The organism is Hyphomicrobium sp. MC1 (assembly GCF_000253295.1).
Taxonomy (GTDB): Bacteria; Pseudomonadota; Alphaproteobacteria; order Rhizobiales; family Hyphomicrobiaceae; genus Hyphomicrobium_B.
Window position 1 is genome coordinate 2100851 of record NC_015717.1, and the last position, 17441, is coordinate 2118291.

General features: G+C 56.7%; 16 protein-coding genes and 1 tRNA gene. 4 read left to right on the forward strand and 13 right to left on the reverse strand.

The annotated features are described in order from the left end of the window. Positions 1-21: 21 nt before the first annotated feature. A complete protein-coding gene (locus HYPMC_RS10250) occupies positions 22-2337 on the reverse strand; it encodes an RND family transporter (protein ID WP_013947845.1) in 2316 nt (771 codons plus the stop codon). A 318-nt stretch (positions 2338-2655) separates the two neighbouring features. Here HYPMC_RS10250 and HYPMC_RS10255 point away from each other — a divergent pair, with 318 nt between their 5' ends. The 4 genes from HYPMC_RS10255 to HYPMC_RS10270 all read left to right on the forward strand — a co-directional run bounded on the left by HYPMC_RS10255 (position 2656) and on the right by HYPMC_RS10270 (position 6056). After that, positions 2656-3183, forward strand: coding sequence for a hypothetical protein (locus HYPMC_RS10255; protein ID WP_013947846.1), 528 nt, complete (start codon positions 2656-2658; stop codon positions 3181-3183). A gap of 91 nt (positions 3184-3274) precedes the next feature. After that, positions 3275-3349: transfer RNA gene (locus tag HYPMC_RS10260), tRNA-Val, on the forward strand. 170 nt (positions 3350-3519) lie between these two features. Then, entirely contained in the window at positions 3520-4842 is a 1323-nt protein-coding gene (locus HYPMC_RS10265) for a tyrosine-type recombinase/integrase (protein WP_157135425.1), read from the forward strand. Positions 4843-5492: 650 nt separating this feature from the next. After that, positions 5493-6056 carry a cupin domain-containing protein gene (locus HYPMC_RS10270; protein WP_013947849.1) on the forward strand — a complete coding sequence of 188 codons (564 nt, stop codon included), beginning with the start codon at positions 5493-5495 and terminating at the stop codon, positions 6054-6056. 32 nt (positions 6057-6088) lie between these two features. Here the strand turns inward: HYPMC_RS10270 and HYPMC_RS10275 are convergent, their stop codons facing one another. The 12 genes from HYPMC_RS10275 to HYPMC_RS23220 form a co-directional block, all read right to left on the reverse strand. Continuing rightward, entirely contained in the window at positions 6089-6793 is a 705-nt protein-coding gene (locus tag HYPMC_RS10275) for an SDR family NAD(P)-dependent oxidoreductase (protein ID WP_013947850.1), read from the reverse strand. 51 nt (positions 6794-6844) lie between these two features. Next, a complete protein-coding gene (locus HYPMC_RS10280) occupies positions 6845-7738 on the reverse strand; it encodes an ABC transporter ATP-binding protein (protein WP_041300027.1) in 894 nt (297 codons plus the stop codon). Then, positions 7735-8736, reverse strand: coding sequence for an ABC transporter permease (locus HYPMC_RS10285; protein WP_013947852.1), 1002 nt, complete (start codon positions 8734-8736; stop codon positions 7735-7737). Before HYPMC_RS10285 ends, HYPMC_RS10280 begins: the two co-directional genes overlap by 4 nt. A 5-nt stretch (positions 8737-8741) precedes the next feature. Next, complete coding sequence (locus HYPMC_RS10290; RefSeq protein WP_013947853.1) at positions 8742-9743, reverse strand: ABC transporter substrate-binding protein; 1002 nt, start codon at positions 9741-9743, stop codon at positions 8742-8744. 186 nt (positions 9744-9929) lie between these two features. Then, positions 9930-11141, reverse strand: coding sequence for a M20 family metallopeptidase (locus HYPMC_RS10295; RefSeq protein ID WP_013947854.1), 1212 nt, complete (start codon positions 11139-11141; stop codon positions 9930-9932). A gap of 402 nt (positions 11142-11543) precedes the next feature. Then, on the reverse strand, positions 11544-11990 hold the full coding sequence (gene irrA, locus HYPMC_RS10300; RefSeq protein WP_041300860.1) for an iron response transcriptional regulator IrrA: 447 nt from the start codon (positions 11988-11990) through the stop codon (positions 11544-11546). 113 nt (positions 11991-12103) lie between these two features. Then, entirely contained in the window at positions 12104-13363 is a 1260-nt protein-coding gene (locus HYPMC_RS10305) for an NAD(P)/FAD-dependent oxidoreductase (RefSeq protein WP_013947856.1), read from the reverse strand. Continuing rightward, a complete protein-coding gene (locus tag HYPMC_RS23705) occupies positions 13360-13923 on the reverse strand; it encodes a glycine cleavage system protein H (protein WP_157135426.1) in 564 nt (187 codons plus the stop codon). The genes HYPMC_RS10305 and HYPMC_RS23705 overlap by 4 nt, the downstream gene beginning before the upstream one ends. After that, the gene (locus HYPMC_RS10315; RefSeq protein WP_013947858.1) at positions 13841-14932 is read right to left on the reverse strand and encodes a GTP-binding protein; all 1092 of its coding nucleotides are present in this window, start codon (positions 14930-14932) and stop codon (positions 13841-13843) included. The genes HYPMC_RS23705 and HYPMC_RS10315 overlap by 83 nt, the downstream gene beginning before the upstream one ends. Further along, entirely contained in the window at positions 14929-15183 is a 255-nt protein-coding gene (locus tag HYPMC_RS10320) for a hypothetical protein (protein WP_157135427.1), read from the reverse strand. The genes HYPMC_RS10315 and HYPMC_RS10320 overlap by 4 nt, the downstream gene beginning before the upstream one ends. A 91-nt stretch (positions 15184-15274) precedes the next feature. Next, on the reverse strand, positions 15275-16189 hold the full coding sequence (locus tag HYPMC_RS10325; RefSeq protein ID WP_013947860.1) for a polysaccharide deacetylase: 915 nt from the start codon (positions 16187-16189) through the stop codon (positions 15275-15277). Positions 16190-16224: 35 nt separating this feature from the next. Then, positions 16225-17436 (reverse strand): RidA family protein, encoded by a 1212-nt coding sequence (locus HYPMC_RS23220; RefSeq protein ID WP_013947861.1) that lies wholly within the window; start codon positions 17434-17436, stop codon positions 16225-16227. Positions 17437-17441: the final 5 nt, after the last annotated feature.

The window sequence follows — 17441 nt, forward strand, 5'->3', positions numbered from 1 at the left end:
CTTTAACGCGTGTTCAAGCCATCAAACGTCGTGACCGCTAATATAACGGCGGTAAACGAGGATCGTGGCCGGGAGGAACACAAGGTCGGCAACCAGCGACGCAATCAGCGTCACGCCGCAGACGAGGCCGAACAGCCGCAGCGACGGCAGGTCGGAGAAGATCGTCACGCCGAGGCCGAAGGCCAGCACGATCGTCGTCAGGATGATGGCCGGGCCGACCAGAACGCGCGCTCGACGAATGGCAAGCTCGGGCGGGACGCCGGGCTGCTCTTCCATGCGCAGTCGGTTCAGGAAGTGGATCAGCGCATCGACGCCCAGTCCGAAGACCACGATCAGCGCGACGACGGAAGAGAATTCCAAGCCGCCGCCCATGAAGTAGAGCATCGCACCAGCCGTCACGACCGGGAACAGACCGGGCAGCAAGCTGATGAACCCGACGAACACCGAACGGAAGGCAAGCGCCAGCAATACGGCTGCAACGAGCACGCAGAGCGGAATGCTTTCATCAAGCTGCGAGATCATGCGGTAGCTGTTGCGTGCCGCAAGCGCGGGCAAGCCCGTTACCGAGATCTGATATTCGGGATACGCCTTGCGGATCGGATCGAGCGCCTTATCGACCGAATGGACCAGCGGTAGAATCTTGCTGGCGTCAACGTCCGGCAGGCGGCCCGTCACGAGCACGGCTTTCTCGTCCTTGGCGATGAAGCGGCGGACGAGGTGCTCCGGCAGAAGGCCGACGTATTTCTTGATCGTCTCGACGTTGTCCTGGCCGCTTTCGCGCAGCCAGCGACGCAGGCTTTCGAGTGACCAGACGTTGCCGAGGCCCGCGGCTTTCTCAAGCGCCTCGTGAGTCTCTTCGATCACCTTCAGCGTCTTGGGATCGTAGAGGCTGGCGCCGTTCTTCCACTGGATCATGACGTGGAACGGGTTGGCGCCGGTGAGCTTGGAATCGATGCGGCCGGTCGCGGCAATAGCCTGCTCTCGGTCGGGCACCTGATCGGCGAGGCGATAGCGCGGTTCGAGCGCGAGATGCAGCGAGGCAAAGTAGGCAAACAGCGCAAAGGCGATGGCCGTGTAGACGACCGAATGCTTGACGACGCGATCGACAATGCCGCCGACGAAAATGCCGAGCGCGTCCATAAGGCCGTCGGCAGGCGTGTGGTCCTTGGCGAGCGTCTTCTCGTTGCGCACGAACAGCAGCGCCAGGATCGGCAGCACGACGATGACGGCGCAGAACGAGATGCAGACTGCCATAGCGCCTGCTTCGCCGAACGTGCGGATGAGGCCCGACTCCGAGAACAATAATGCCAGGAACGACAGCAACGCCGCGCCATGCGCCAGCACGCACGCGGGACCGACAACGAGGATCGCAAAGCGAACGGCCTGAAGCTTGGTATCGCCTTCGCGCAGCCGGATGCGGAATGCTGACACCATCTGCATACTGTCGGCAAAGCCCATCACCATGATGAGCGGCGTCATGACGTTCAGGAACAGATTGAGCTTGAACCCGAGCCAGCCGAGCAGACCCAGCGACCAGGCCACCGCAATGACCGGCGGCAGCGCGGCAACGAGCATCAGCGATACGCGGCGGAAGAAGATCGCTGCGATCGCGGCGCCGAAGAGAAGGCCGAGGCCGTTATAGACGATCTGGTCACGCTCGACGGCGTTGCGGATCTCAAGCTGCATGACCGGCGCGCCGGCGAGCTTCACCGACAGCCCGACAGGATTAAGATCATCCTTTGCGGTCTTCTCGATTTCGCCGATGACGGCTTTCGCGGATTTCTCTTCGACGACCTTGCGGTCGAGCGCCAGCACCATCAGCGCGAGCTGACCATCGTTCGACAGAAACTTGCCTTTGACGATGTCGTTGGTTTTCAGGGCGTCGACGATTTTACCGAACGCGACCGGATCGTCGGGCAGGTCGTCGGGCACGATCGGCGGCGGGTATCCGCTCGCGTCGGGTTTGCCGCGCGCAGACAGCATCGACACGATGCCGCTGACGCCGTCAATGAGTTGCAGATCGGCGGCGGCGTTACCAAAGGCCGTCAGCCCTTCTTTCGTCAGCAGCCTCTTGCCTTCGACGACGACCAGAACGTCGTATTCGCTCGATGGGAAGCGCTTGTCGATCTCTTCGTAGATCTTGAATTCGGGGGTGTTGGTGCGGAACAGCTCCGACAGGCTGTCGTCGACCCTGAGGCGGGAAATGCCGGCCGCCGCGGCAGCCGTTAGAATGAGAACGATGATTGCCGATATGATCGGCGCCCTGATGCCCAGTAGGCCAATCTTATTCAGGCCCAAAGAAATCAGGTTCGGGCGTTCCGGCTCCGCTGACTGCAAAAAATATCCTCCCCAGCGACTTCGATTTGAGAAGTCGCCACCAGCGCCCCCCGGCGTCGTTCGTCTTTGCCGGGAGACATGGCACTATGACGGTGTTCGACGCAAGGTCCACTTGGCCTCACGTCCCAAGGGAAATGCCCGAAATTCAAGGGTGCAATGCGATACTTGGCAACTTTGGCGAGAGAGAAGCGATGCACCCACGCAGCGAATCATGGCGGTACGTCGAGTTTCTCTTGCAACGGCCCGGCAGTGTATGTGACAGCGTCGGCGCCGCCGAACGATCCGGCGAGATCGGCGTTCCTAGCCTTGAGGTTTTACATGCCCGCGACATTCCCGTTCGTTCGCCTTGCTGCTGCTCTGCTCGCGGCTTTGGCGCTGTCATTGGTCATGGCGTCCGAAGCACTCGCGAAGACGGCGACGGTCGGCCCGGTCTCAGTCGAGGTGGCTGACGACTTCAAGAATGTGGCGGGCCAAGTACCGGCAATCCATCAGTACGCGTCGGGCATTACCGTCGAGGCGTCGCCGTTGCCGCCCGAAGCGCTGCACGAATTCAAGGGGCCTGCGTTCCTCGATTATCTGAAAAGTCTCGGCTTCACGGATCCGGCCTATGTCGAGGGCGGCGGCTTGAAGCGGACCGACGCGTATACGTTTGTCACTGCCGATGCCAAGGGCGCGCAAGGGCCGGAGACACGGTTCCTGCTTGTCATTGGTGGCGAGGGCCGCGCCGCGATCGTCACGGCTTATGCACCCAAGAGCGCATTGGCCGACGGTCACGCCAGCCGTGCTACGATCGAGGCCATCCTCGCCAGCGCCACGGTGACGCCTGCTCCTGCCACCAAGCCGTGATGCGCCGTCCGCGGCTTTCCGGCCCAGATCGCGGCCCGTTTGCGGCTTGACAGCGCGATCCGCCGCCTCGCATAAGGGCCGTTCCCAAATCGGGCGGTTAGCTCAGCGGTAGAGCACACGCTTCACACGCGTGGGGTCATAGGTTCAATCCCTATACCGCCCACCATCCCACTGAAATCATTGAATTTCCCCCGTCGAGCGCGTTAACAATGTGTTGTCAAACGTGTTGACACCGGCGGCTTTTCGAGCCGTTTTTGCCTCATGGCGCGCCGCTCGCAAACGCATTTAACCAAGCACGGAAACGGGTACCGATATTACCGATCGGTGCCCCGCGAATTGCGCCAAGTTGTAGGTAAGACTGCCTGGTCAAAGTATCTCGGCGTCACCCTCAGCTGGTCCGATGCGCTGAAGGCCGCGCGCGACCTCTCCCTCCAATGCGACGCAACAGTTGCGCGGCTGAAGCGCCTATCACCAGATGAACGGAATGAAATTGCCGCCGGAGGAGGCCTTCAAAAGCTTAAGCATCTGCAAGCGTTTGATAAACAGTTGATTGCAGGTCTGAAAGCTATGGGTGAATCGCCGACGTCCGGGCCAGCGTTTGAAGGCGTATCAGAAGAAATTCCGATGCCTGAGGAGCTGGAAGAGGATTGGGAATTCACCCGCTTCAAGCTCGTGAAGAGTGCCAATGCGATCGAGAGCGAAACCTTGTCTCGAGCAAGGTTGCTTGGGAGCGCGGAATTTGAAGGGCGAGGCCTACAATCCCTCGTCGACCTTTCTGAAAAGACGAAGCCGCAAGGCACGAAAAGCCTCGATCGCTCGCGTCTTTACGTCCGACGCCTCACGACGTTTTTGGGGGCGGATTGCGATCCGGCCGATATCTCGCAGCAAGATGCAGCGCGGTGGCGGGATCACATGAGCGAGACCGGTGTGAGCGGTGTCAATCAGTCTCAGCACCTCGCGAAGCTCTCCGCTTTGTACGCCGTTGCTATTTCCGAGGGCCGCTTAGCGACAAACCCGTTCGCTGGAATAAAGGCGCGGTTCACCAAGGACGAAAAGAAGCTCTCGAAGAAGAAACGTGCCTTCGGCGACGAGGAATTGCGATCGTTTTTGATCGCGTCGGAAAAGAAAGGAGAGCCGTTTCATACGATCATCCGCTGTCTTGCGGTCACGGGCGCGAGGTCCTCGGAAATCTGCGGTCTGAGAGTCTGCGATCTGCGCTGGCATCAGGGCAACTGCTATCTTGATATCAACGACGAAGTTCGCGATCTGAAAAACGCGGCGTCGAGACGGCTCATTCCTCTGCCCGGCTCGTTCTCAAACGTTCTACGGGGGCTGGCAGATGGCCGGGATGGAACAGAGCCGCTATTTCCCGGCCTGCCCCGGCGCCAACAGGGACCGGCCCATCAACTTCAGATCGAAGCCTCAAAAATAATCAGGGAGCACGTGAGCAAGGACCCGCGAGTCACTTTGCATTCACTCCGCCACACGTGGCGACAACGTGCCGAGAGCCTCGGCATCTCCCCAGCTGTTCGACGCGCCATCCTTGGTCATGCGCTAGGTAAGGACGTGCACGACACTGCTTATGGCGATCGACCTCAGTTCAATTTGCTCGTGGATGCCGTCGAGAAGGTCGCGCAATCTTATGGATTAGCCGACTAGTACGACGAGAACGTCGCCTCCATGGCATTCTTTACATTTGGTAGCCCGGCCCAGCACAAAAACTGCTGACTTCTCGCCCGCTCTATAGGATGAAGCTTTGCCGAGAAAGCGGACGTCGGCGGACTAGCCGCTCGCAAGGATCAAGTTTAGGGCGCGCATGTTCACAATTCACTTCAATGCGGACGTACCAAAATAAAGGCCGTGCGCGACCGAGGTGATACTTGTAGGAAATAGCGGAATTTTCGCAGCTAGTCTGGTGCGGTTTCGAGGTGAGTAGACCAAGCCCATTTTGATTGTGGGGATTGCAGACGGCTGATGAGTAAAAATTGTGCAAACGACTTGAATATTTGGAAACTGATTTGATTGCGGAGTCTCGGTCGGTTATGTATGTCTTTGTGACAAAATCATAATATTCGGCTCGCCGCCCAAATTGGCGGCCGAGTGGCGTCCAATAAATTTCGGGTTCTCTCCGGACCCAATGGCGTTGCGCTTCCACTCACCAAGCTGCGGCGGGCTGCATTTCGCGGGGGAAACGCGTGAGAAATCCAAAAAAGGATTCAAAACGGCCGGTCGCATCTGCAGCGCGGGCTGCCCCGGGAGGCAATAGCAACAAAATGGCTACCAATTCAGTTCGCTCGGAGGAACGTCCATTGACGGTCGAGCTTCAGATCGGAAAGCGGTTACGGCAGGCTCGAAGGGCTAATAATTTAAGCCTCAAGGAGCTGGCTGACGAGGTTGGTTGCTCAGAAAGCCTTCTTTCAAAAATCGAGAACGAAAAAGCTCGCCCTTCCCTACAAATGCTCCACAAGATCGTGGAAAAGCTGGGGCTGACCATAGGTGGCCTATTCGCCCAGAGATCTGCTCCCGACGATATCGTCACTCGGAAAGGGGAGCGATCGGTGATCCGGATGGATTCCGCGACAGGCGGCGCAGTCCGGTTGGAGTGCATCGTCCCCGAAGACGGTGGAGAGTTCATATACGGATCAATCCACGTCGTAGAGCCAAACGGCGGTAGCAAGGGAACGATCACGCACCAAGGCGAAGAAGTGGGATACGTGCTTGAGGGAACGCTCGAGCTCACCGTCGATAGTAAGGTCTACAATCTCTCCGAAGGAGATTCGTTTTTCTTCAAATCGAACCTGCCCCATAGCTACAAGAACAACGGCACGGTGCAGGCACGCATCCTCTGGGTCAACAGCCCGCCGACGTTCTAAAACCTACCGATATCTCCAGCAATATACGCTGCTTAATGCATTGCAGCGCCTCCATCGACGCTGATGCATTGCCCCGTGATAAACGTTGCTCCATCACTGAGCAGGAAGCAAACCGCTCTGGCAACTTCCTCTGGCCGCCCGATGCGTCCAAGAGGGTTTGACAACTCCAACGCTTGCTTTTCCGGCGACAGCTTTGAAAACTCGAGCAGCGGCGTGTCGATCGGACCTGGCGCGACGGCGTTGACGAGAATGTCGGGCGCTAACTCTCGAGCCCATGACCGTGTCAAGGCGACGACTGCAGCTTTCGTCGCGCAATAGCCAGACGCACCCGCTCGTCCAAGATATGCAAGCTCCGATGCGATATTCACGATGCGCCCCTTATCGCCCAAATGCTTCAACGCCTCTCGCGCGACGATGATCGTCCCACGAACGTTGACCTCCATCATCTCGTTGAAAGCGGCAGTATTAAATGCTTCTAGGCGGCTCGAGCGCCCGATACCTGCAGAATTGACGATAGCGTCAAGCCCTCCCAGGCGGTTCGCTGCCTCGGTCATCGTTGTGACGATCGCATCTTCGTTGCGGAGATCCACTTCGAGAATAGGAAAGGGGGCGCCCACAGGCGTTTTGTCAAAGCCGATGACGTTGCCACCTGCGTTGCTCAGTTCAATCGCGGTCGCATAGCCGATGCCGCTAGCGGCGCCCGCGACCACGACCCGAAGTTTTTCACGAAAGAGCATTTGCCGCGCCGTCATTTAGGGTTGGGCTGTAACAGTTATGTCCAGTAATCGTCAGTCGACGTTGTCAGTCACATCAGTGAGACGAACAACAGGGGGCAGCGGCTCCTCTTCCTCAGTATTTTTCTGCTCATGGGCGTGAATGAAGCCTTCCAATCGTTCGTGAGCGCTCCGCAACGCCGGAGCATCCAAGTCGCGCCCGCCGGGAAGCGCAGGCACGTCGAGAAGCTCGATGACCTCTCCGGGGCTAGCCTTAAGAACGAGGATGCGATCAGCCAAGAGAAGCGCCTCGTCGAGATCATGGGTAATGAAAACGATGGTGACGTCGATCTTGCGCCAGATATCGATGAGGTAGGACTGCATTTTGGCGCGCGTCCGTGCATCCAAGGCCGAGAAGGGCTCATCCATTAGGAGGACGCGGGGCTGGATTGCCAGCGCGCGCGCGATTGCCACGCGCTGCTTCATGCCGCCAGACAACTGATGCGGGTATGACTGCGCATAAGCTTTGAGACCGACAAGATCCAACCACTGCAGCGCATCACGTTCAGCTTCGTCTCTCTCCTTATCCGCCATGCGAAGACCAAACATCACGTTGCCAAGAACGGTAAGCCAGGGAAACAAAGTGTAACCCTGGAAAACCATCGCGCGATCAGGTCCCGGACTATGGACAGGCTCGCCCGCGACTTTGATCTCTCCACCGTTAGCAATCTCGAGGCCGGCAATCGTGCGAATGAGCGTCGACTTTCCGCAACCTGACGGACCCACGACACACAAGAATTCGCGGCGATGCGTGACGAAGTTGATATTGTTGAGGATGACGCGCTCTCCGTCGCCAGCGGGAACCGTCTTGACGAGGTTCTTGACTTCAAGCATCGGCGGACGTGCCCTAAGGCGCTGAAGCCGGGCAGCTACGTCTTCATCGATGAATTGAAGTGGCGTTGAGTTCATGCGTTTGTCCTCCGCCACGGAAATAACCAGCGGCCAAGCCGGGCGAGCAGAAGATCACTGCCAAAGCCGACGACGCCAAGAATGAGGATTGCTGCGTAGACGTTATCGAAATGCTGATAACGCGCCTGCTGCGTGATGAAAAAAGTGATGCCCGAAGAGGTGCCAACCAACTCGGCGACAATGAGATATGTCCACGCCCAGCCGAGAAGAATACGCAAATCCCCATAGAGATCCGGCAGTACCGCAGGTACGACGACGTAACGAAGAAGACGTGATCGCCGAGCTCCGAGTGTTTGCGCTGCCTCAAGCAACGCGTAATCGACGCGACGTGTCGTACTGGCGATGATCAATACTTGTTGGAAGAAAGTGCCGATTACGACGATTGCTATCTTTGGCCCATCATAAATTCCGAGGACGGCAACTGCGAGCGCGCCAAAGGCGGGCGCCGGTAAATAGCGGAAGAATTCGACAAAAGGTTCCGTCAGACGTCCGATTGTGGCGTATGCGCCGCATAGGATACCGAGCGGAACGCCCAAGGCAGATGAAATAAGGAATGCCCAGAAAATTATCTGCACCGAGTGCCAGAACGCAACGAGCAGAGATTGATGTTCCGTGTTCGACGGAAAGACGGCGTTCCAAAATGCCTTGGCTACTTCGTCCGGCGCTGGCAGGTAAACTGGATTGGCCGGGCGCCCCTCAGGAGGTGCCCGACCGGCTTTGACTGCCGACGCGAACTCGTCGGCGAAAACATCTTTCGGAGCTCTCATTCCGACATCGAAGTACGACACGCTGCCAGGATTGGTGATTTCAATCAGCGGGTGCCAGACGAACGGCACATAGGAGACGAGACACCACAAGACTATTGGGATGACGAAAGACAGGAATCCCAAAACCGTGCGCGCGCGCGGCGTTGGCGGACGGCCAACCGCAAACCATGAAGCTGCGGCGAGCCGCCTCGCTGATGATGGTACCCAGGACTGAAGAGCTACGTCAGCCATGGCTATTATTTTGCCTGCGCGATGGAGGGATCGATATAGGACGAGATGTCCTGTTTGGTTTTGTAGACTCCGTATTTCACGTTGAAGGAGTCTGCATTTTCGGAGGATCCGTACAGCGAATCCAGGCCGTCTCCCTTATTGAAGACTTTTGCACCCTCGGCGACGGTGAGAAGCTTCGTGCCGTCAAGGAACTTCTTGTACGCTTCCGGCGCCACAGCAACGCGCGCGGACATGATTTTTAACGCGTCCGGCTGTGTCTTCGGATCGTTGACGTACGCGACAACGCGGTCCCACACTTTCAAAACCTTCGCCCAGTCGGCTTTCCGAGACGCAAAGCTCTCGGGCCTGACCGTTACGACGTCGTAGATAAGGCCAGGAGCGTCTGCAGATGTGTAGGCCGGATGGGCTCCTGGAACGCCATGCATCGCGGCTCCTGAAATCGGCTCCCAGGCTCCAATCGCTGAGACGTCAGACGAAGCGAGAACTTGAGGCGTTTCATTTGTTTTTGTGTTGACGATATCTACGTCTTTGTCAGTCAGTCCGGCTTTTTTTAAACCGTATGCAAGCAGGAGATGTTCAACGAGCCCGGTTTCCAGTCCGACTTTCTTGCCTTTCAGGTCGGCAATCGATTTGATGTCGTGCTTACCGACGATCATGTCGTTGCCGTTGGAGTAATCGGTCACCATGAACATGATGCCCTTGGCGCCGTTGGCACCCATACCTAGCGTATCACCGTTGGTGAGGTTGATCGCATCGAGCTTGCCAGCGGCGTAAGCGTCCATTGCTGCCGAGTAATCAAACCACTCGAACTTTATGTTCACGCCCGCCTCTTTGAACCAACCCCTGTCGATGGCGATCTGCCAAGCAACGTATCCAGGCCAGTCAGCATAGCTGATGCGAAGCGGTGGTGCTTCGTCAGCGGATGCCAGGATGGGAGAGATGGCTAAGGTAGATGAGGCAAGCAGAGCCAACGCGGCGCCGCGAAGCAAAGCCCCTATTGTGCGCATAATAATCTCCTCTTACATGGTTCGACGACTGACAAAAGCGCTGCGGATAAACTAAATTGTTCAGCCAGCGCCGAGCTGAATCTGTGGACACCTGTGGTCTCGAAGCGGCGTGGCGGCGATGGCCAAGCCGCTGACGGCCGGCGGTGCCATTACGCGAGGTCTCTTCAGTGGAACGGACCATCGCGCTCATGTCGATTGTCTCGATTTTCCAGTCGCGCGAGCATTCGCTGCCACCTGTTCCAGCTCATTCAAACGCGAACTTGGTGAGACTGGATTTGCCTGCCAATCCTCGATGATCCGCCGGTAGATCGTGACCGCGTCGGGGATTTTATCAACGAAACAAAATTCATCGGTCTGGTGCGCTTGCGCTGTTTCTCCAGGACCGAGAATGAGGACTGGCGGATTTCCGAGTGCTGGAGCCAGAACGCTTGCGTCAGTGAAGAATGGGACACCTGAGGGCTGCGATAAATCTGCGGTGTCAATCATCCGACAGATCGAGCGCAACCATGGATTATCAGCCTCCGTCCAAACGCTTTCGAGGTCGACGACGGGTTCAAGCTTATCGAGTTCCGGCGCAAGATAACTCGAGAAATGCTCCCTCACATCGTGATGCTGCATGCCGGGGATCGTTCGCACATCGATCCAAATCTCGGAATGGTCTGGAACGGAATTGACATTGGAGCCGCTATTCATCCGCCCGACATTCAGGGTGGGTTTGCCGAGCCCCGCGTGAGGTTTTCGATTGAAATCGAAGTCCTGCAGCTTCGAGAGCAGTTTTATGCTGCGGAAAATCGCGTTGACGCCCAACTCCGGCATTGAGCCGTGGGCCGTCTGTCCAAAGCTACTTGCGACAAGCCACAGTGCGCCCTTGTGGCCGGAACGTGGTGCGTTCCCCGTCGGCTCTCCAACGACAATCGCACCGATGGGACCGAGATCGACATGCGTCGTCAGATGCGCTGCACCCTCGCATCCCGTTTCTTCCCCTGACGTCAGGATCAGGACGATTCCAGGGCCTTCGTCCAAAACATCACGCGAGCCGATCGCCGCCGCCACCATAGCGGCAACTCCGGATTTCATATCGCTGGCGCCTCTACCGAACAGTCGCTCGCCAACAATTTCCGCGCCGAAGGGATCAACCTTCCAAGGGATGCTTCCGAGCGGGACGGTATCCAAGTGCCCGGTAAAGCAAATCGGCATTTCCCCTTCATTCGCGCCGATATGCTTGCCGCGTCTTGCAATTATATTGGCACGATTGTTTCCAAATTCGCGGCACTCGACTTGAAAGCCGTTATCAATGAGAATTTTTTTGAGATGGGCTAGCGCAATTAATTCGTTCCCCGGCGGATTGACCGTATTGAAGCGAATTAGCTCTCTGGTGAGCTCGATTGCGTCGGGCACTCAAATCTCCAGACTGGAATAACATTCCAGAACATTTCAGATGCGCGCGAACTTACGGGGACGCGACCCTCTGAAAACCTCGATAATACTAGAATTACGCGCCAAACATCGCGTGTCAAGGCTCTTGAATTTGGTGCAATTTTTGGCGCTCAGGTGCCTAAACTTCAGCCATCGCCACTCGGCAAGGGTCGGATAAATCAATAAATCAGCGGAATAGAAAATATTCTTTTTAATGGTCTTGAACGAAAAGATATCAAAAACACGGAGGTCGGTTAGTTTTAAAAATGAGCGTCAATATGCCCACGGTCCATTCTTGAGAATATTGTTTTTACGCGGCGCCTCTCACAGGCGCACTCCGCCAGAAAAGCGAGGCAGATAAACCTTGGGCTTGCGGGAACATGTTCAATCGGAAGATTTCCGGCGCAAGCGTACGATGACATCTACGCGAGCTATTTCCATCCCATCCGGTAGAGAGTCGACGCCGTTGATATCCACGGTGCTACCAGGAATGTCGACGACTCGATTCTCGTCCTCGAGAAAGAAATGGTGATGTTCGCTGACGTTGGTATCGAACCATGCCCTTGAGCCATCGACGGCGAGCTCGCGCAGTAGACCGGCTTCGGTGAATTGATTGAGCGCGTTGTAAATAGTGGCCAACGATACCCCGATTTCGGAGTTTTTTGCTTCTTCATAAAGCGTTTCCGCCGTCACATGACGATGGCCGTTGGCATAAAGAAGACGACCCAGAAAAACGCGCTGACGCGTCGGCCGCAATCCAGCCCTGCGAAGCATGCCGCTGACGTCGCGTGTCGCGCAGAAAGCAGGCCGCAACGTACAATTCGCGGTCATTCTTTCGCTCTGGTTGGGCAAGGTGGACGATACGGTGTTGATCAGTTCGGGCATCATCGCCTCCAGTTTTAAAGCACTCATCGTCGCGATGACCTTTTTATTGCGATTAAGAGTCACAATGCGTTTTCGATCGGCATGGACATCCGCGCCACGTCTTTGAGCGGAATGGAACTGTCCGCGAGCTTTTCCGGAGGCAGCTTCAATTTTTTATCGACAATAGTGCGCCCCTGAACGAAGTCTTTCGTGGCGTTGATGCAATCCATTGCAACGACGCGTCTGCGGTTAAGGTAGATTGCAGTGAATGAACGTTTCTCTCGATCCCCGCGAATAACGACCGCGTCGTGGAGCTTCGAGAGGCCTATCGATTGAATCTTCAAGTCATATTGGTTCGACCAGAACCACGGTACAGCGTCGTAGATCGCTTCCTTGCCCATGATTGCGCGTGCCGCGACGTCGGCTTGATCGTTGGCATTCTGGATGGATTCGATTCGTATTACGGCCCCGCCAAGATGCGACTGCGCGCATTCGGTGCAATCACCGACGGCGTAGATGTTTGGTAGAGTTGTCCTGCAGGAAGCGTCGACCAAGACACCGTTTGCTCCTGTTGCGCCCGCGCGCAAAAGAGGGGCTGCGGCCACATCGATGCCAATGGCAACGATAATTAGATCTCCGGCGATACGCTCGCCATCGGCAAGTTCAACGCCATTCGCTCGGCCAGCGTCACCCACAATGCGAAGCACACTACTGGATAGCCGGAAGTCGACGCCGCGCGCGCGATGTTCCGCCTCTAGAAAGCGTGAGACGTCCTCGGCGGTCATGCGTGCGAGCACGCGGTCCGCCGCTTCGATAACGACGACCTCTTTTCCAAGAGTATTGAGGGTCGCTGCAGCCTCAAGGCCGAGATAGCCACCGCCAATGACGATTATCCGGCGCGCGACCTGCAATTCGCGCCTGAGGCCGTCGACGTCGGCGCGCGATCTGATGGTATATGAGCCGCAGAAGCTATTGCCTGGGCAGGTAAGTTTGCGTGCGCGTCCACCGGTGGCCCAAACGAGGCGCCTATAAACGAATTTCTCTCCGTCCCTTCCCCTGACCTCACTTTCTTCGGCGTCAACTGATACCACTTCGACCCCAAGATGAAGCGAGATGTCCTGCTCCTTCCAAAATTCGGACCGTCGAAGAAGAAGCGCATCGAATGGCCGTTCTCCCGACAGGTAATCCTTTGATAAAGCAGGACGCTCGTAAGGCAGTTCTAGCTCATTCCCGATCAATCCGATCGTGCCAGTGTATCCGTGTTGCCTAAGGGAAATCGCCGTTTGCGCGCCTGCTTGTCCTGCGCCGACAATCAATACGTCATAGTATCGAATCTTCATGAGCCGGCCTTTCCGAGCTTCGCCGCGAGCGCAGATGCCACCATGTCCAAGTAAACTCGCCGATGGATGAAATTTTCTGCGTCCGTATCGGGGAGAGCTTCGATTCTCAGCTTTACGAACCAGCCTTCGCCTTCCGGCGAGCTCCCGATCAGTCCCGGCGTTTTATCTAAGATGGAATTGAGTTCCACGACTTCACCTTCGATGAGGGAATGGTACTTCTCGACGGTGTTTGCCGTCTCGATCACCGCGATGACGTCACCTTTCTTTATCCGAGTTCCTAGATCGTGGGTTTCAAAGGATATGATCTCGCCCAGGGCCTGAGCCGCGTAATCGCTAATCCCCGTGCAAGCGATGTTGCCGTCAAATCTCAACCATTGATGTGTTTGCGTGAAATAGATCATCCCGGGAACCGCTTGAGAGCCCCATTTTCTCGAAATGTAATTCTGTCTGGCCGAGGCCGTCCGTAGCGCTTCGTCGTCATCCTCTGATCCACGCTGGCGTCGTTGGGCGCCGTACAGGCCGTCCGGCGATAACGCCACCGCTTCCTGCGCTGCGTACATCTGCTCTTCGTGAAACCGAATTCCTGCTCGCGCGATCGAACGCGCGCAGCGAGGCTTCAAGGTGCTCGGTGTTGATGTCGCGGACAATAAAGACGATGCGAGAGCGATGATCATCGCTCGGCCAGGATTCCATATGAACCGGCGTATGGACAAGGTGTTGCGCACTTTGGAAAAGCGTCGGGCCGGGAAGGCCGTCGACGGCGAGCAAACCTTTTACGCGCAAGATCTGTGCGCCGTGACGATGCAGCAACATGGTCATCCAGACGCCAAAAGCCGTCCAATCAAGCGGCTTCTCAAGCGATAGGCTAAAGGAAGCGATATTGCCGTGACGATGGGCCGATCGGTTCGCGACTGCAAGATCTTCAGTGTCGTACTGAGTGGACGCTTCGGAGCCGATCGGTGCGGCGTTGAAGAACTTGGTGAGAGGTGAGCTTAGCAGGTTGGCCAGATCAATACTTGCCCACGGGTTCAGCGCGCAAATCGCACTCTGCAAGTCTTCGAGCGACTTTTCGCCTGTAAGATCGGACTTTGAAATCACTATATGATCAGCGCTCGTGACTTGCGCTGCGGCTTCGCCATAGCCTTTAAGCGTGTCCAGACCAAGCACACCATCGACGACCGTCAGAACCCGCGGCTTGGTTAGACGTTCCTGCGCCAAGGGATTGGCACGTAGCGTCATCAAAAGTGGAACGGGCTCAGCGATGCCTGTGGTTTCGATCACAATGCGCTTGAATGCAGGAATGGAACCACTGTCGCGAGCTTCAAAGAGTTCGCGGAGTGAGGTCTCGATATCTTCACGGATTGTGCAGCAGATACAGCCCCCCGGCATAACGACGGTGCTCTCGGTGCTGAACGAGATCAGATCGTGATCGAGACCAACCTTGCCATATTCGTTGATGATGACTGCCGTATCGCGGAACGCCTCGTCACGGAGAATGCCCGATAGGAGAGTGGTTTTACCGCTGCCCAGAAAGCCGGTGAGTAGATAGACCGCAACCCGCTCCGTCATTGGCGGTCTCCTTGCGCTTCAAGCGCATTCAGGCGTGCGATCAATTCTGGGTCGAGAGGATCGCACGGTAGATCGGAAAGGCGATCGGCGTCGGCCCAAATGCCACTGAGCGTGTACATATTTGCGCTATGCCCAGCTGCATTCGAAAGCACGTAAGAATTGCCGCCCCAATCGGCAATCGCCAGCCCATATCGTCCGAGGACGGCGTTGACCAGAGCAACACGGCGACTGCGCTCCTCGCGGACGGTCACCGGATTTCCGGCCCGGGCGAACGCGTCCTGACCGGCCGCGTCCGTCCAGTTTCGGCTAGCGCCCAGAGCTGCGCAAAGGCTGCACAATGGATCAGCCTCCTGGCGCGTAATTCTCAGCGAGCTCAGGCAGGCGCCCCTTGTAGAAGGGAAGCTCGTCAACCCGAGGCTTGTACTTGCCTTCGGCGATCAGGCCTTTGACATAGAGCGCTACTTCTTCGCCCGTCGCGATCCAGACGTCACCCTTCTCGAGCATCTTTTCCATCATCTGCTTGACCATCATCAAGCGGGCGACTTGACCGGAGCAGAAAGGATGGAAGCAGTTCAGCCAAATGCCGCCGTGCTCGTACATGGCGTAGAATTCTGCCATGTACACGTCCATCGCATATTGCGGTGACGCAATCGGCATCATGAAGTCGAGGTCATGGTTGTGTACAAACTGCGGCCAGTCATCCAGCTGCCATCGCGACGGTAATTCGATCAGCTCGGTGCCGTTCTGACGGATGAGATAGGGGTTGTCGTCACCCATAAGAGAAGTGTCCCAAAGAAATCCTTCGTTCGCGAGAATTTCAGTCGAATGCTTCGAGTAGCGATACCAAGGTGAGCGATAGCCGACCGGCTTCTTGCCGGAAATCTTGGTGATCGCGTCGGTGCCTTTCTTGGTCCAGAAATACTCCTGCTCGCGTGTCAGCAGGTTCGGGTATTCATGAAGATAGCCGTGAAGGGCAACCTCGTGGCCGTTCTTGACCATCAGCTCGATCGCTTCGGGATACTGCTCCGCGCACCAACCCGGAACGAAGAATGTGTGCTTGACGCCGAGATCTTTGCAGAGATCGATAATGCGGGGCACGCCGATCTGAGGACCATATCGAAGCATCGAAGTCGTCGAGAGACGTGTGTCAGCGTCGTTGGGATGCGCCAGATGAATGATGCTGTCCGCATCCATATCCCAAGTGAACACAACCGCGCAGCGGGCGCCATTTGGCCACGTGACGGTATTCTTGATCATCTTTTGGTTCCCCTATTACGATGGACGCGGATTGTTTAGCGGACGGCAACGGCATCGAGCTGAATGCGTTGTCCCGGAAATGGTAGATTCTTTGTGCGGGTGATCGTGACGACTGGCCCGGCGTCCGGAACGTAGTCTTTGATCGCGCTTGTGAGTGTCTTGATATCCGACTCGGGTGAAGTGCTTTCCTCATCCGGCACATAGAAGAGGGTTAGCTTGACAAGGTTTTCATAGCCGAGATCTGCGGCTCTCAGAGTGACGTTCAGCCGATCCAACGTAGCTTCTGATTGAGCAACGAGCGACGCCCCTCCTGGAGCGCCGAGCCCTCCGACATAGATCTCTTTATCGGCAGCCAGTGCGACAGGATGATCGTCGAAACGCATCCATGTCATCGCTCCTGGTGGAACGATTTCTTGTTTACGGCCCTTTACTGAAATGCCGTCAATTTCCAGCATCAAGCCTTCATAGAGGAGGTCCACTCCAAAGGCCGTAATTGCTGGCAAAGTGCCAGGAATCGTTTCGCTAATGACACCAAGAATCGTATCGAGCGTCGCTCGACCTTCCTCGGGCGACGATCCAGCCTGATAGCAAATTCTCAGCGTCGCGAGATCGTCCCACCCATGTCCGCCTTCGGCCAAAACGTGGCGGATGAATTCGAGCGTGATCCGCGCTTGTTCAGCAACGTCGCCGAGGGCAACGGCTTTTCCCTCCATGTCGGCTGCAAGCTGTCCGCCGAGGTAGATCGTGTCGCCTACGCGCCATCCTTGTGAGAAAGGCGTCGGAATGCTCCAATCCCAAGTGTGCTTGGGCATGAGCCGTTGGCGATCGCCGCTTATCGTTGCCACGCCATCGACACCGATCAAATGTTCAGCTGTCGGAACGCCTACGACCCTGACGGCAGTGGCAGCGGGGCCCGGATCGGAGAGATAACGCAAGCGTACCTCAGTCATCTTCTCCCAGAAGGTCGTAACATCTTTGCCGCCTCCGCCTTGGTAGACATAGTATGTGCGCAGATTCACTAGATCCGACATGTTGCTGTCGACATTATCGAGAGCAGCAATCATTCCTTTGAACGCGCCTGCAGTCTGCGTCCCGATATCGCCAATCGGTGCAGACTGACACCCAACGTATATCTTGCCGTCGATTGCGATAGATGTTGGAAACCCATGCGGCCCGATTGGGCCGATGATACGCCGAGTGTCTCCGCTCGCATCGCGCATCGAAAGAAGATTCGTGGGGGCGTTCATGATGC

What these genes read in the sequence shown, in the direction of transcription:
- HYPMC_RS10255 (WP_013947846.1), top strand. Translation starts at nt 2,656, where the DNA reads ATGCCCGCGACATTCCCGTTCGTTCGCCTTGCTGCTGCTCTGCTCGCG.
- HYPMC_RS10275 (WP_013947850.1), bottom strand. Translation starts at nt 6,793, where the DNA reads ATGCTCTTTCGTGAAAAACTTCGGGTCGTGGTCGCGGGCGCCGCTAGC.
- HYPMC_RS10280 (WP_041300027.1), bottom strand. Translation starts at nt 7,738, where the DNA reads ATGAACTCAACGCCACTTCAATTCATCGATGAAGACGTAGCTGCCCGG.
- HYPMC_RS10285 (WP_013947852.1), bottom strand. Translation starts at nt 8,736, where the DNA reads ATGGCTGACGTAGCTCTTCAGTCCTGGGTACCATCATCAGCGAGGCGG.
- HYPMC_RS10290 (WP_013947853.1), bottom strand. Translation starts at nt 9,743, where the DNA reads ATGCGCACAATAGGGGCTTTGCTTCGCGGCGCCGCGTTGGCTCTGCTT.
- irrA (WP_041300860.1), bottom strand. Translation starts at nt 11,990, where the DNA reads ATGACCGCGAATTGTACGTTGCGGCCTGCTTTCTGCGCGACACGCGAC.
- HYPMC_RS10305 (WP_013947856.1), bottom strand. Translation starts at nt 13,363, where the DNA reads ATGAAGATTCGATACTATGACGTATTGATTGTCGGCGCAGGACAAGCA.
- HYPMC_RS23705 (WP_157135426.1), bottom strand. Translation starts at nt 13,923, where the DNA reads ATGTACGCAGCGCAGGAAGCGGTGGCGTTATCGCCGGACGGCCTGTAC.
- HYPMC_RS10315 (WP_013947858.1), bottom strand. Translation starts at nt 14,932, where the DNA reads ATGACGGAGCGGGTTGCGGTCTATCTACTCACCGGCTTTCTGGGCAGC.
- HYPMC_RS10325 (WP_013947860.1), bottom strand. Translation starts at nt 16,189, where the DNA reads ATGATCAAGAATACCGTCACGTGGCCAAATGGCGCCCGCTGCGCGGTT.
- HYPMC_RS23220 (WP_013947861.1), bottom strand. Translation starts at nt 17,436, where the DNA reads ATGAACGCCCCCACGAATCTTCTTTCGATGCGCGATGCGAGCGGAGAC.